Source organism: Lysinibacillus sp. FN11 (genome assembly GCF_024628845.1).
GTDB lineage: Bacteria > Bacillota > Bacilli > Bacillales_A > Planococcaceae > Lysinibacillus > Lysinibacillus capsici.
Map to the genome: position 1 here is coordinate 4,029,785 of NZ_CP102383.1, position 13,766 is coordinate 4,043,550.

At 36.8% G+C, this 13,766-nt stretch carries 18 protein-coding genes; 4 read left to right on the top strand and 14 right to left on the bottom strand.

Going from position 1 to position 13,766, the window contains the following annotated elements:
- Positions 1-97: 97 nt before the first annotated feature.
- The 3 genes from NP781_RS21215 to NP781_RS21225 form a co-directional block, all read right to left on the bottom strand.
- Positions 98-442 (bottom strand): YunG family protein, encoded by a 345-nt coding sequence (locus NP781_RS21215; protein WP_257520780.1) that lies wholly within the window; start codon positions 440-442, stop codon positions 98-100.
- Between the two features lie 142 nt (positions 443-584).
- Complete coding sequence (locus NP781_RS21220) at positions 585-989, bottom strand: GNAT family N-acetyltransferase (RefSeq protein ID WP_257520781.1); 405 nt, start codon at positions 987-989, stop codon at positions 585-587.
- Positions 990-998: 9 nt separating this feature from the next.
- Positions 999-1,418 (bottom strand): Lrp/AsnC family transcriptional regulator, encoded by a 420-nt coding sequence (locus NP781_RS21225; RefSeq protein WP_257520782.1) that lies wholly within the window; start codon positions 1,416-1,418, stop codon positions 999-1,001.
- 110 nt (positions 1,419-1,528) lie between these two features.
- On the opposite strand from NP781_RS21225, the gene NP781_RS21230 reads away from it, so the two are divergent.
- Positions 1,529-1,933, top strand: coding sequence for a carboxymuconolactone decarboxylase family protein (locus NP781_RS21230; protein ID WP_257520783.1), 405 nt, complete (start codon positions 1,529-1,531; stop codon positions 1,931-1,933).
- A gap of 40 nt (positions 1,934-1,973) precedes the next feature.
- Here the strand turns inward: NP781_RS21230 and NP781_RS21235 are convergent, their stop codons facing one another.
- Positions 1,974-2,393 carry an Rrf2 family transcriptional regulator gene (locus NP781_RS21235; RefSeq protein ID WP_004231570.1) on the bottom strand — a complete coding sequence of 140 codons (420 nt, stop codon included), beginning with the start codon at positions 2,391-2,393 and terminating at the stop codon, positions 1,974-1,976.
- 103 nt (positions 2,394-2,496) lie between these two features.
- The gene (locus NP781_RS21240) at positions 2,497-3,024 is read right to left on the bottom strand and encodes a cupin domain-containing protein (protein ID WP_004231568.1); all 528 of its coding nucleotides are present in this window, start codon (positions 3,022-3,024) and stop codon (positions 2,497-2,499) included.
- Positions 3,025-3,141: 117 nt separating this feature from the next.
- On the opposite strand from NP781_RS21240, the gene NP781_RS21245 reads away from it, so the two are divergent.
- On the top strand, positions 3,142-3,246 hold the full coding sequence (locus NP781_RS21245; protein ID WP_004231567.1) for a hypothetical protein: 105 nt from the start codon (positions 3,142-3,144) through the stop codon (positions 3,244-3,246).
- Positions 3,219-3,602, top strand: a complete 384-nt coding sequence (locus NP781_RS21250; RefSeq protein ID WP_257520784.1) for an SMI1/KNR4 family protein — start codon at positions 3,219-3,221, stop codon at positions 3,600-3,602. The genes NP781_RS21245 and NP781_RS21250 overlap by 28 nt, the downstream gene beginning before the upstream one ends.
- A gap of 26 nt (positions 3,603-3,628) precedes the next feature.
- On the opposite strand, the gene NP781_RS21255 is transcribed toward NP781_RS21250, so the two are convergent.
- The 5 genes from NP781_RS21255 to NP781_RS25690 form a co-directional block, all read right to left on the bottom strand.
- Positions 3,629-4,750, bottom strand: a complete 1,122-nt coding sequence (locus NP781_RS21255; protein ID WP_009370569.1) for a serine hydrolase — start codon at positions 4,748-4,750, stop codon at positions 3,629-3,631.
- 62 nt (positions 4,751-4,812) lie between these two features.
- Positions 4,813-4,932, bottom strand: coding sequence for a DUF4303 domain-containing protein (locus NP781_RS21260; RefSeq protein WP_257520785.1), 120 nt, complete (start codon positions 4,930-4,932; stop codon positions 4,813-4,815).
- An 82-nt stretch (positions 4,933-5,014) separates the two neighbouring features.
- Positions 5,015-5,458 (bottom strand): SRPBCC family protein, encoded by a 444-nt coding sequence (locus NP781_RS21265; protein ID WP_009370567.1) that lies wholly within the window; start codon positions 5,456-5,458, stop codon positions 5,015-5,017.
- A 123-nt stretch (positions 5,459-5,581) separates the two neighbouring features.
- A complete protein-coding gene (locus NP781_RS21270; protein ID WP_257520786.1) occupies positions 5,582-7,030 on the bottom strand; it encodes an Msr family ABC-F type ribosomal protection protein in 1,449 nt (482 codons plus the stop codon).
- Between the two features lie 275 nt (positions 7,031-7,305).
- Positions 7,306-7,350 carry an erythromycin resistance leader peptide gene (locus tag NP781_RS25690; RefSeq protein WP_115364072.1) on the bottom strand — a complete coding sequence of 15 codons (45 nt, stop codon included), beginning with the start codon at positions 7,348-7,350 and terminating at the stop codon, positions 7,306-7,308.
- Positions 7,351-7,553: 203 nt separating this feature from the next.
- Between NP781_RS25690 and NP781_RS21275 the strand changes: the two genes are divergently transcribed.
- On the top strand, positions 7,554-8,393 hold the full coding sequence (locus NP781_RS21275) for a YitT family protein (RefSeq protein ID WP_004231561.1): 840 nt from the start codon (positions 7,554-7,556) through the stop codon (positions 8,391-8,393).
- Between the two features lie 324 nt (positions 8,394-8,717).
- On the opposite strand, the gene NP781_RS21280 is transcribed toward NP781_RS21275, so the two are convergent.
- The 4 genes from NP781_RS21280 to NP781_RS21295 form a co-directional block, all read right to left on the bottom strand.
- On the bottom strand, positions 8,718-9,626 hold the full coding sequence (locus tag NP781_RS21280) for a D-alanine--D-alanine ligase (protein ID WP_221681745.1): 909 nt from the start codon (positions 9,624-9,626) through the stop codon (positions 8,718-8,720).
- A gap of 4 nt (positions 9,627-9,630) precedes the next feature.
- Entirely contained in the window at positions 9,631-11,079 is a 1,449-nt protein-coding gene (locus tag NP781_RS21285; protein WP_257520787.1) for a MocR-like pyridoxine biosynthesis transcription factor PdxR, read from the bottom strand.
- A gap of 176 nt (positions 11,080-11,255) precedes the next feature.
- Positions 11,256-12,710: a sodium/proline symporter gene (locus NP781_RS21290; RefSeq protein ID WP_221681747.1), complete on the bottom strand. Its 1,455-nt coding sequence runs from the start codon at positions 12,708-12,710 to the stop codon at positions 11,256-11,258.
- Between the two features lie 86 nt (positions 12,711-12,796).
- Positions 12,797-13,678: a LysR family transcriptional regulator gene (locus NP781_RS21295; protein ID WP_221681753.1), complete on the bottom strand. Its 882-nt coding sequence runs from the start codon at positions 13,676-13,678 to the stop codon at positions 12,797-12,799.
- Between the last annotated feature and the right edge of the window lie 88 nt (positions 13,679-13,766).

A 13,766-nucleotide genomic window follows, 5' to 3' on the forward strand; every position in this document is an offset into this window, starting at 1 on the left:
ATCTTGAATTTATTTATCTTGAATTCGAGATAATAATAACACGATATTTTTATACACGTCAACAACTTTGTTTTGAAAATTAAAAAGGCAGAGATAATTAATTCTCTGCCTTCCCTAAAAGCTGATAAACTTGTGTTTTTAGATAACGATATTGACTATCATTAGTATCTTGAAAAGCCTCTACCCTATTTGAATCAATATCTTGGTAGTCGATTAGGTATGGAAATTGTTCCTCGGAGAAATCCTTTCTTTCTCCATTAATAATATTATAAAAGTGCCAGCCTTCCTCAAGAAATGTCTTCCTAATTTCTCCGCCAAGAATATCCTGCACAACTAATGAAGTGACGCCACATTGTCCTTTTGCAGGGTTGTCCACACTCCATTTAGAACTTGATTGAATGGACCATGATTTTCTTAAGGCATTTAATACGTCTTTTTCCATGCTATAACTCCTCTCAAATACTTTAAAATGGGACTTCATCTATTTTTATTGGTCTCGACTTCCCTACTACCCAATCATCTTTAATGGCACCATAGACAATACTATCTGTCACGGTACCATCGCCATTTTCCCAAGCATTTCTTCAATACCCTTCCTTCACAAAGCCAGCTTTACTAAAGCATTTTCGCATTCCTATATTATCAACTCTTGTGTAGCCTTCAATACGAATTTTCTTTCTTTCGGCAAACAGATATTCTTGTAGCCAATGAAGTGCTTTGACACCATATCCTTTGCCTCGATAATTTGCATCTAAACGGAGATCAAAAAGGGGGATCGTATCGTCTATATCATGAATAAAGATAATGCCAACTTTTTCTCCATCTTCAAGTATCCAATGTGTTTCACGATTGTTCTGATAGTATCCCTCTGCATATGCGGTGCGAACAGCCTCTTCTTTTATGTATGGATTGGTGTGATACAACCATTTATTTTGCGTTAATAAATGAACTAAATCATTAATTTCTTCTTCAAATAATTTGATTTCCATACATATCTTCTATACGTCCTCACATATATCTGAAAAAATAAAGTTAGTTTTTGTATGCGCATATGGTTGTAATGCATCAATAAACTGCTCTACATCAGGAAAAGATTGAAAATGCCCCTTTAATAAAAAACATGATTCACCTGAAATGCGATAACAGAAGTCTATATTTGTATAAACTTTCAGATGTTCTTTAAAGTCTGCATAGCGGTTATTTTTGATTGTCGCTTCAACAATAGCGTCAATTGGATAACCCAATGCTTTTTTATTAATAGCCAATGTATACCTCTTAATGACCTTCTGTTCCTCTAATTGCCGTATTCTTTCGCGAACTGCTGGTGCAGATAAGTGAACCCTTCTCCCTAGTTCGCTCATAGAAATTCGACTATCTTCTTTTAATTCTTTAAGTATCATTTCGTTAATGAAATCCATTTTGTAAATACCCCTTCTTTTTGAAGGAAAACAATCATATTTCCCTTCGAATTGATATGTTAACTTCGTTATGAACATTTTACACTAATTAATAGAAGGAGGAATGATTGATGACACTTATTCAATTATATGACAAGGGCTTAACACCCTTTCAACAATTATTAGGCTACAACAAGGGAATTCAGCTGCACTGGCAGCAGTTGGGGGAGGTACTCGAAAAAGACGGGCATCTATCCGCTTCATTAAAAGAAGAGGTTCGAAAAACTTTAGCTCAAAAAAATGGCTGTCAGTATTGTCAGGCAAAAGGCAAGCCTGATCCCCAGAACTATGATGAGAAAACGGCAGTATGCACAGGTTTTGCGGAAGCATTCTTAGCTGCTAAGGGGCACACCGCCCCCAATGTCACGGCTGTATTAAAAGAATATTTAACAGAAGCGGAGATTAGTGAGCTACTAGCATTTATTTGCTTCACGACAGCACAGCAATATTTTGGCGCACTCATGCAATTAAAATAATAAGGAGCTAGGGGCGAAACCCTAGCTCCTATTCAGGATGCTATCCTTTTAATTCCATTTTATGAGCTATATCTATAATAAATTTCTTATTAAGCTCTTCTTTCATATTATTTTCAGCATCCACCATCACTTGTTCAATGAGACAGCCTTGATGATGGAAGGAATCGTTGTGTTCAGAGGAACAACTAAATAATGAGGTTTGTCCTTCAATTGCATATATCACATCTAAAAACGATATTTCTTGGGGGCGCTTAGAAATGCGGTAACCACCGTTAACACCTGGATTCGACTCAATTAAACCTGCTTTCACTAGCTTTGTTAATATTTTCGATAGATAGGTTGGAGATAATTTTTGTATTTCTGCTAAAGACTCTACACTCATTGATTTCCCTTTAGGATTGCGTGTTAAAAACACCATTGTATGTAAAGCATAATTTGTTGCTTTTGAATACTTCATCATTCATCACCCTTCATTCAGGATCTTTATTATCTGCAATTAAAACACATTCTATCATATTTGAAGAAAAAAGCATGTTTTGTATGAAAACACGCTTTTATGATCCCTAGTCATGCTGTCCATAACCCGCTTCTCCAGCAAGCGCATCAGCCTTTGTTACATGTACAGTCCCAAATGGATGATTTGGCGGCGCATAAATCGTGTAAAGCTTCAGGGGTTTATCCCCTGTATTCGTAATATTATGCCAGGTTCCTGCTGGTACCATAATAGCCGTATCTTCTGCGACATGTCTCTGATAGTTTAAATAATCTCTAGTTGGCCCCATTTGAGTTAATCCATGCCCCTCCTCAATACAAATGAATTGGTCCACATGTGGGTGTACTTCTAAACCAATATCTTCTCCGACATTAAGACTCATCACCGTTACTTGTAAGTTTGACCCTGTCCACAATGCGGTACGATAATTATTATTGCGCTTTGTAGCCTCTTCAATGTCGATAACAAATGGTGTTGGTCCAAAATCATTCTGGACATTACTTCTTGGCGCTCGTTCTGCCTGATTTGGATAGGCCCAATAAACAGGTTGATAACCGTAATGATACGATTGATAATTACCGTAATAAGGGTGGTACATTTATCTCAATCCTCTCATGCATGATAACGCTATAGTATGCAATTGAATGAAAGAAGGTACTCACATGTAGTGTGACTTAATTGAGTAATATTTATATATAGACTGGAGGTAGGTACCATGAATACTAGATTAACAAAAAAACTTGCAGGTAATCCTGCGATTAAATGGTTTTCTGGACACGTTGTTAAACATGAATGGATTGTAGAAGTGAAGCAGAGTTAGGATTCGATTTACCACCATCCTATTGCTGGTGGTTAAAAAATTATGGCAATGGACAGCTGAATGATGGAACTATTCTCTCAATCGGTCAACCAGCTTACAGAGACATCAATGATCATGATATTCTCTATATACATCGCCTTAACTTGGCTGATGAGGATTGGTGTAAACAGTATCCGAATAGATTGGATTTATTTGTTCCAGACTCTGACGAATTGTACTTCTTTGATCGATCGTCTAAAGATGAACACGGCGAATTTCCAGTTATGTGCTATGACTTAATGAATGACATGATCTATGAATATGCCTCTTCATTCTCAGAATTTCTTGAAAAACTGATTGATGAGCGTAGCCAATAGTATGAGTTGCCTTATCTATGGGCAACTCACAACTCGGAAAATTTCTCTTTCAAATATTTACGAAATTTATCATCTGTAAGAAATTTCAATTGAAAACTATTCATACTATTGGAGAGCTTAATCTGCTCCATTGTATTTAAGTTGTTAGCGAAAAAGGCTATCTCTGTTTGATTTCCATCTTTATCTTCCGCGTAGGCTGCTAATGTTAACACAAATGCAGTCGATCCTCCCTTTTGACCAGCATGTTTTAACCATGCTTGATTTCTAGGATTCTGCATCAATTGCTCCAACACGGGATCTAAATATTTATGTACTTCTGGACTTAAGAAATTTTTACCATTTAATTTTTCTAAAATAGAGATGTAATCATTTGTTGTGGCCCTTATTAAACGATCAGACCATATCTTTTGAAAATCCATATTGAGCATTTTTTGAGCTTTTGTTTTCTCCTCAATTGTTAAAGGATGTTCTATCCAATTTGCATGAATAGCCAATGCACGTTCACGATATTCAACCATATCCATTTTTCGCAATGCAGTTAACGTTGCTTTTTTCGTTAAATTTTTTTCCTCCATCAAGTGAATGGGAATATAAAGTGCACTTACAATTGGATACAAAGGTTCATGATGCTCTACATTTAACTGTGTAAGCACATCATTAATTATTTGAAAGTCTAATACATGCATTAAATATTCCGTATTTGCATTGGAGCTATAGGCAATCATGCCATTTGCTACTTCACTTAAAGGTACACTATCTGCACCCTGAAGGTTTAACTGCGCCAACCATGCTTTATGTGCGCCACCATCTGTTTTAGGAATGTAAAATGCCTCTAACTCCTTTAGATTTACTTGCTCTTTAGGATTAATACGGCCATCAGCTGCTTGTTGCGCATAGGCGATGGCTACGATTATTTTAACCGTACTTGCTAACGGTAGCTGTTCCTTGGTGTTTAGCTCCACCCAATGTTGTTGATTATATTGAATGGCTACGGAAATATTTTTATCCTCTTTATGTTCCTTGATAAATTGCACGATATATTCAGGATCGTTCTTCTTGATTTCTTTTTGAAACTTCCAAAAAATAATGCTACATACAAAACCTATACAAACCAGAACACCGCCAATCATCCAATATAACTTTTTCATAATCATTCCTCCATCACTCAGCTGCTTCTAACAACCATTGCTGTAATGCTGTAGACGACTGGTTATTTAAACGTAATGCTATTTCTGTTAATTTCTTCTGGTGGCATCACTTCTACAAGTATGCATACAGAATCCCTTGCTTGATTCACCTCGAATAGTCCTTCTTCATCAAGCTTTTTCATGGCTAACTCCATTGCTGCTAGCCGTAATGTAAGTTCTTGCTGCCAATTGCTCGATGATATCGATCGTTGACATACCTTCTCTTTAATGAATTAGAGAAGCTCTTAAATTGCTAACCCCATTTTCTAAATATCCTTTGAGGCATGTTAATGTATAGACCCACCCCTCTTTTTGGCCCATCATTTTTGTCACAATTTCTGGGTCATGTGCATTTAACCCTGATTCTACAACAGTAATAATTGTTTCACTTTGTGATTCTTCAAAAGTGATGGTAACCATCGTCACTTCACCATGCTCTTCTCCCCAAACAAACACAATTTTTCTATTCACCTCCATTTCAAGCACGGTGATCACACCCTCTGCACGATATTCCTCATATTTAAGCGTAATTCTTTTACCTTCTCCCCATCTTTCAGAACTGCTAGAAAACCAATAATGCCCGATTTCAGTAGGGGAAATAATGGCTTCAAATACTTTATGGGCTGGTTGATTGATTTTTAGTTTCGTCGTCACATCCGTATTTATCATCGTTCATCATCCTTTTTCATATTATCTATCTACCCTTCGCCGAAATTTTCCATTAACCTTCCTTCCTAATAAAAATTCACTAAAAAAGGTGCGATTCTCCTAAGAGAATCACACCTTTTCCACTTAAAATATCTTTTTATTATGAACAGTAAACTGAATATCTGCTACATTGTCGATAAAATTTTTATCATGTGTGACAAAGATTATTGTTCCCTCATAAGCAGCTATAAATTGTTCAAGGGCTTCAAGGGCTTGAATATCTAAGAAATTAGTTGGTTCATCCAACAGCAGAATATTATAATTTCCTAAAAACAGCTGACAAAGCTGAAGACGTATGGCCTCACCACCACTAAGTGTGGTAATTTTCTTTTGTAGATCAGTGCCAGCAAACTGCATGGAATGAAGTACGCTTCGTAATAAACTTTCATCATATTCAGAGCGATTCTTTAAAAATTGTAGCACTGTTTCCTCATCAGCAAACTGGTAGCCCATCTGATGAAAATAACCTATTTTAGCCTTTGGAGAAATAGTTATTCCCTCACCATTATTGGCTATATGTTTTAGTAATGTACTTTTACCACTACCATTGTTACCCGTAAGCGCAATTTTTTTACTTAACGGGATTTGGAAACTGACCTCGTGTAATAGCACCTTATCTTGAGCATATAAAGTGAATCGATCTGCCATAATGGGATACTTATTATGCAATGCCAACGCTTTTGATTGCCGAAAAACAATTTTTCTTTCTTCCTGCACCGCTTCTACTTTTTGAAGCTTCCCTATCCGATGTTCGATAGCTTTTGCTGCACGCTGTACGGCTTTTTGACTTGTGCCTTTGGACTTTGTCATAAACATACGATTAGGTTTAGCGTTAGCCTCTCTTTTAGACATATTGCCTGCCTGAGCAATTTTTTCAGCTTTTTTCATTTTTTCATCTACAGCTTTTTCAAGTCGGTTCTTTTCTTTCAAATATTGGTCATGAGCCTGATTTTGTTGATCTTGCTCTAATTGCTTTTGCATGACATAATCGCTGTAATTGCCTGAGTAAATCGTTACCTTACCACCATCTACCTCCCATATCGTTGTAACCAGCTCATCTAGTACAGCACGATCATGGCTGATGAGCACGAGTGCCCCATAATAATAACGTAATTCATCTAATAAAAAGGAGATTCCGAGTTGATCCAAATGTGTTGTCGGCTCATCAATAAGCAAAGCTTCCTCATAAGAAGTAAATAATTGAGCTAGCTTTAATCTTGTTTGCTCTCCACCACTTAACCCTTCAGAATAAGTAGGTACTGCTAATTTCCCTAATAACTGTGGATCTGCCTCTATTAACGTTGGTGCCTCCATCTGTTCAAAATATCCGAAATGCACATGACTTTTCAATTTCCCACTTACAGGTTGTAGCTTGCCAGCAAGTAACTTCATCAACGTACTTTTACCTGCACCATTTTTGCCAACGATACCTATCCGATCAAATTGATGCACAGCTAATTTTTCAATATTTAAAAGTTCTTTATCTAAATAAGTAACGACTACATTTTCTAACTCAAAGCAAACCTTTTCCATATTGCTACCTCCCGAAATTGATCATTCCGTATCGATAGCGGTGGTATCGATACGAGCTTTTAATCAAAGCTCGTATCAAAAGAATAATAGACTATACATTTCACTTTCCTCCCTACATTCAATAAAAAAACACAGACAATTTGCCTGTGAGGTAAAGTAAAAGAGATTTATTGTAAGACAAGCGTCTCTTTTTCTCATGATTATGAAGATGATTAAAAAAGGACAGACTATCCCATTTACTCTGGTGTCACAAAATAGAGTTTGGCCCTATTCAGTTATTGGTTCAATATTGGGAAACGTAGTCTCATAGCATGTGTCATTTTTTAATAACCCTCCTAGCGGTGTTACAACTATTATAAATTCTGGCTATAATATGTCAAGTTTCCAAAGTTCTCTCTAAAGACACACTTATTACTGTCGATATATCACAAATGAACATTCCAAAAAGTATATCATTTGGTGAAAACCTGATATAGTATGGAATTTAAGAAAAAATAAAATTTGATTTGGTGGTGTTATGTGAATGAAGAAATACGTTATCGATATTTTAATGATTATGCTGGGATCACTGCTTTTTGCCCTAGCAGTTAACTTATTTGTTATTCCAAATGATTTAGGTGAAGGTGGCGTAACAGGCTTAACCATTATTGCTTATTATCTGTTCGGATGGTCGCCAAGTATTGTCAGCTTTGCTATGAATGCAGCTTTACTTATCGTTGGTTATAAATTTTTAAATAGACAAACAACAATTTATACAATCATTGCGGTCTCATTCCACTCTTTATTTTTACATTTAACAGAAACGTGGTCTATTTCTTCAGATGAGATTATCGTCAATACAATTTTTGGTGGCGTATTTGCAGGAGTCGGTATTGGCTTGATTATCAGAGTTGGTGGTACAACAGCAGGTTCTACAATTTTAGCGAGAATCACTAACAAATATCTTGGATGGAGTATTAGCTATGGACTTTTATTCTTCGATTTAATTGTTGCATTTTCATCTTATTTTATCATTGGTGCGGAGGCATTAATGCTAACAATTGTTATGCTGTATGTTGGTACAAAGGTAATGGAGTTTGTTATTGAAGGGGTTAACCCTAAAAAGGCAGTTACCATTATCTCTAAAAAACCTGAAGACATTGCTGGACAGGTAACTGCTTATATGAATCGTGGGGTAACTGTTCTATCAGGTCATGGTTATTATACAAAGGAACAAAAGGAAATCCTGTATATTGTTATTAGTAAACAAGAAGTTGTAAAGCTTAAAAAAATTGTCAAAGAAGTAGACAAGGACGCCTTTATTGCCATTCATGATGTAAGGGACGTTTTCGGAGAAGGCTTTATTGAATTAGCAAAATCATAAAACAGTCAAAACACCTTTTGTAGGTAACAACAAAAGGTGTTTTATGTTGTTGAAAAAATATTCATGTCACTAGCAGAAAAAAGATCTTTTGGCAAAGCGAGGGGGGATTTCCGTTCCGCCAGCGTTCTTTCCAAGGGACGTCCGATGAGTCGCTTAATCCCGTAGGAGTGACGCTGGCTCCATTCCAATCAACCATATGTGCAAAGGTGTCTTTTTCTTATCTTTCATCCTAAGTAACGATCTAATGACTCATTAGAAGTAGCTTGCAACGGATATCCATTTTCACCTTTCACAAAAATTCTATCGGCGGTTTTGTTTTTCTATTTACCTATTTCTATCCATCTGTAAAGAGCTTTCGATAATGCTGTCTAATAGTGCTGAATAGCTGATCCCCGCAGCAAGGGCACTTTTTGGTAGGAGGCTATTTTGCGTCATGCCAGGCAATGTATTAACCTCTAACACATAAGGAACGCCATCCTTAATTAACATATCTACTCTTGCATAGACACTGCATCTTAAAGCCTTGTAACTAATCATCGCAGCCTTTGCCACTCGGTCATGAATTGCAAGTGGTAGTTCCACAGGTTCCTCTACTGTAGAAGCATCATCATATTTTGCCTGATAGTCAAAAAATACTGCTGTATGTTTGATTGACAGGACTGGCAATAGCTGTTCATTGAGTATTGGACATGTAATTTCGTCACCAATCAAATACTGCTCAATAATGATTTCGTTATCCCACTTAAATACCTCTGTAATCGCAGCCAATAAGTCACTCCGATCATGGACAATTTGAACACCCACACTAGAACCACCAGCATTTGGCTTAACTACAAGTGGATAACCCATAAGCTCTATATCCTGTAGGGGCAACTCCTCTCCCTTTATGAGATGCACCCAATCTGGAGTTGCGACACCTTCATAGCGAAGGATTTTTTTAGCCATATTTTTATCCATGCACAAACTACTTGCTAGAAGACCGCTTCCTGTATAAGGAATACCTAACGTTTCTAGTACCCCCTGAATCGTACCATCTTCCCCAAACTTACCGTGAAGTGCTAACAAAGCCACATCAATATCACCCACCTTGTCAATTACCTCTTTGTTGTCATCTAATGTGATGGCCACAACTTCGTATTTTTGCTTATCTAATTGAGCGACCATTTCCTTACCTGTCATGATGGAAACCTGCTTTTCAGAGGAAGTACCACCCATAATTACGCCAACCTTCATTTTTTCAACTCCTCATAACGTTTTTCAATGTATCACCAATGATTTGAATACCTCGAATAATATCGTCATCTGCTAACCTAGAAAAACCTAAACGAAATGTATTACTACCTCTCCCATTTGTATAAAATACATCGCCTGGATAAAATACCACGCCCTTGTCATAGCACTTCTCAAGCAACAAACGTGCATCTACATCCTCTTTTAGTTCTATAAAAAGGTGAAGTCCCCCATCCCCTGTTATCCTGCTAAAGGGAAGATATTGCATACAGGCTTGACGGGCAAGCTCATATTTTTTCTTGTAAACAAATCTTGCTTTCTTTAAATATTTTTCAAAGTAACCATCCTGTAAATATTGATATAACACTGCCTGATCCAGGGTTGATGTATGAATTGTTCGAGCTCTTTTCATACTTTCCAAGCTATCAATTAACTCCTTATCTGCTAAAATCCAGCCAACACGTAAGCCAGGGAAAAGAATTTTAGAAAAGCTACCAATATAGACAATGTTATTACCTGTACCACTAAAAGCGATTAGTGGTGCCAAATGCGAGCTTGAATACCTTAACTCCTCATTAAAACCATCTTCTACAATGGGTATTTGATATTTGGAGAAAAGCTGAAAAATAGCACTCCTTTTTTCGGAGGAAGTGACAATTCCTGTTGGATTATGATAGGACGGGATAAGATAGGCAAAATCAAAATCCTGATCTGCTAACGTTTCTTCCACCTGTTCCATGTCAATCCCGTCATCTTGCATATCGATGCCATGTATGTCTAACCCATGCAAACGGAAAAGCTTCAATGCTGCATGATGTGTAGGATTTTCACATAGTACACGCCCTGATTTTTTAGCTAAAGAGGACAATAAAATATCTAGACCTTCTGTAAAACCATTTGTAATTAATATATCCTTATTCGAAATGTCCACACCTTTCATCTCCATATAGCTAAGAAGATGGTCAATTAAGGGCTTATACCCCTTGGCATAGCCATAGTTCAAGACAATATCTCCTTCAATGGACATCCTTGTGAGAAATGCCCTTTTGAAATTTTCCACATCAAAAAGCTTTTCTTCTGGAGCTATACTAGTAAATGAAATCATACCTTTTTTCCAGTGTATATCTTGTCGTATTAAATCAATTTCATCAGCTAATAAAGTTGTTTCACTCAGCCTTTGTTTCCAATCTATTTCAACAGAAGAAGTTTTCATTGTAGTAACCTTTCCGATAAAATGCCCTTTTCCTTTCAATGCATAGATGATGCCATCTAGCTCTAATTCGGCATATGCGTTCAGCACCGTGTTTCTACTGATTGCTAATAACTTACTAAGTTCACGGGTAGATGGAAGTTTTTGATGTTCCAACAGATGCCCCTTGACAATCATGTCTTGAACATAATCCTTCAATTGTACATAAACTGGTCGTTCATCCATAAGCTTAAAATCACTAAACACTTCCTAACCCCCTTGCTTCATTTTTGCATAAACCCTGTTAACCAAAAAGGTCCACACATTATGTAATTTCCTGTTAGAGTGGTTGCTCTTCTTTCTATCATATTTCAATATGGTCATAAGCATAAAAAGAAAACTCCCCTTTTGAGAAATATATCAGCAAAAGAGGAGTTTTATTATTATTTTAAAATATCATTCAGATCGTTTTCCTTTTTATCAGGACATACTAAAGACAGCACAACTCCAACAATTAAGCAAATAAAGAATGTCGCTGCCTTGGCTGACACAACGGCCTCCATAGGTGACAGGGACCATACAATCGCACTAATAAAACCGACAATAATTGTAGCAATGACCCCAATGCCTGAAACACGTTTCCAGAAAAAGATTAAAAGGATCACAACCGAAAATGTATTGCCAATCCCTGCCCATGCAAAGGATACTAAGCTATAAATCACAGAACCTGATTTGAGTGAAATGATAATACCCACAATCCCACTAATAACAGCCACTAGACGTGAAAGGTGAACCAATTTTTTGCTAGAAATATTCCAACGTAAAGTTTTATGAATGATGTCCTCACTTATCGATGTTGTGATGACTAACAATTGAGACGAAGCCGTTGACATAATAGCTGCTAAAATACCAGCCACAATAATTCCTGCAACCCAAGGTGGTAAAATTTCAAATACCATATGCGGCAATATCATTTCAGGATCTTCAATAGAACCTTGCTTATACAAAGTGGACGCGAAAATGGCAGATAAAAAGGCACCCACATAGACAATTAATGTCCAAATAATCGCCATATTACGGCCAGTAATTCGCTCTTTTTCAGTCGTAATAGCCATAAAGCGAGAGCTCAATTGAGGTTGCCCCCCAAGCCAGCCAAAGAACCATGATAGATTTGTAAATAACATCGCCCCTAAGGCAAGTCCATTTAAGCCTCCAACCCAACTATCCGCACCATTGCCCATTTGTGCAAGCTCTGTTGAAATGCTTAAACCTTGATGTTGAATTTCCATATAAGCTGCAATTGGTACAATGACGAACGAGATCAGCATTAAAAAACTTTGGATTGTATCTGTCCAAACTACGGACATAAATCCTCCCATACATGAATAGGCAATTATTATTGCTCCAATAATAATTGTTCCCCATGTGATGTTGAGTCCTGAAAATGAATAAATCGTTTTACCCATCCCGGAAAATTGAGCTGCTAAATAGCAAACAAAGAATAACACCAATACTGCAGAAGCTAACCAACGAATTATATCTGCGTGCTTTGGAAATTTAACAGCAATATAATCTGTTAGGCTATTCACCTTATATTTTTGTTGCTCTGTCATAAAGCGCTTTGATAAAAATAGCCATGACACAACAACGCCTAAAAGCATGCCAGATAAAATCCAAATGCCAGACAACCCAGCCACATAAATAAAGCCAATTGCCCCTAAAAACATATAGGCGGATTCACCCGTTGCACGCTCTGAAAAGGCTAACGCCCAGCCCGGTAGTTTATTTCCCCCTAGAAAGTAATCATTATGTGATAAATCTTTTTTACTGAAGTAAATCCCTACTCCTAGCATAGCGAGTAAATAGACAAATATTTCAACATAAACAATTGTATGCATATACCCAAAGTCCTCCATCTGATTAATCAAAACAATCCCAATTGGTTTTATCAGATAATAGTTCGGGTTTTTTTAATTGTCAATAACTAATTTTGTAAAAAGGAGGCAAAGTATTTCGATATTTCTACAAACTTCAAAGCTCCTGGAGAAAGATGAATACTGTGTTTATGTGCAATTCCAACCTGTCTAATATAAGCTTGATAAAATTTTTTTCTAATCAGGTTACTTGGTGCATGTAGTAAAAGGGAGTTGGGCACAACAGAAATGCCTAAATTTTCATTGACCATTGTCAAAATGACTTGGTCTACTGATAGTTCATAGACTACATTGGGATGGATTTTATGTTTAGCTAAAATCTTTGATACATCTCGATCAATCGTACGTTTAGGCATAATCCAGCGTTCATCCTGCAATTGCTCTAGAGAGAGCATCTCTTCCTTCGCCAATGGATGCTCCTGTGCCATAATGCAAACAAGCTCATCATTAAAAATCGCATCGAATACAAGATATTTAGAATTTGGTTGCACTAAAAAACCGATATCGACAACGCCATTATGAAGCCATTCTTCGATTTGATCATAATCTCCCTCCATCAAACGTATTTGTAGGTCTGGATGATGTTGTTCGAAATACGCTAAAACCTTTGGTAATAACACCAAGGAAACACTTGGTAGAATACCAACCGATAACGTCCCCCCAATGAGATTTTTTAAATTTGCTACAGAGGTTTCAAGCTGCTGTTGTTGCTGCAATATTTTTGAGATATGTTCGTAAACAATTCTCCCCTCACTCGTTAAAACAATATGATTGCGGTTTCGAATAATTAGAGAAAGCCCTAGTTCTGCCTCTAAATTACTAATCGTATGACTGATTGAAGACTGTGTGAGATTGAGCTTTAAGCCTGTTTCTGTAAAATTCCCTGTATCGATAAGTGTATGGAAAGCAATATATTGTGCTAATGTAGCCATGCTATTCTGCTCCTTTTATGATTTTTTTTCATATTGGATTGTGTAAATATTCATTTGATTTAAATTACTAGCCACCTCTATAATAAAA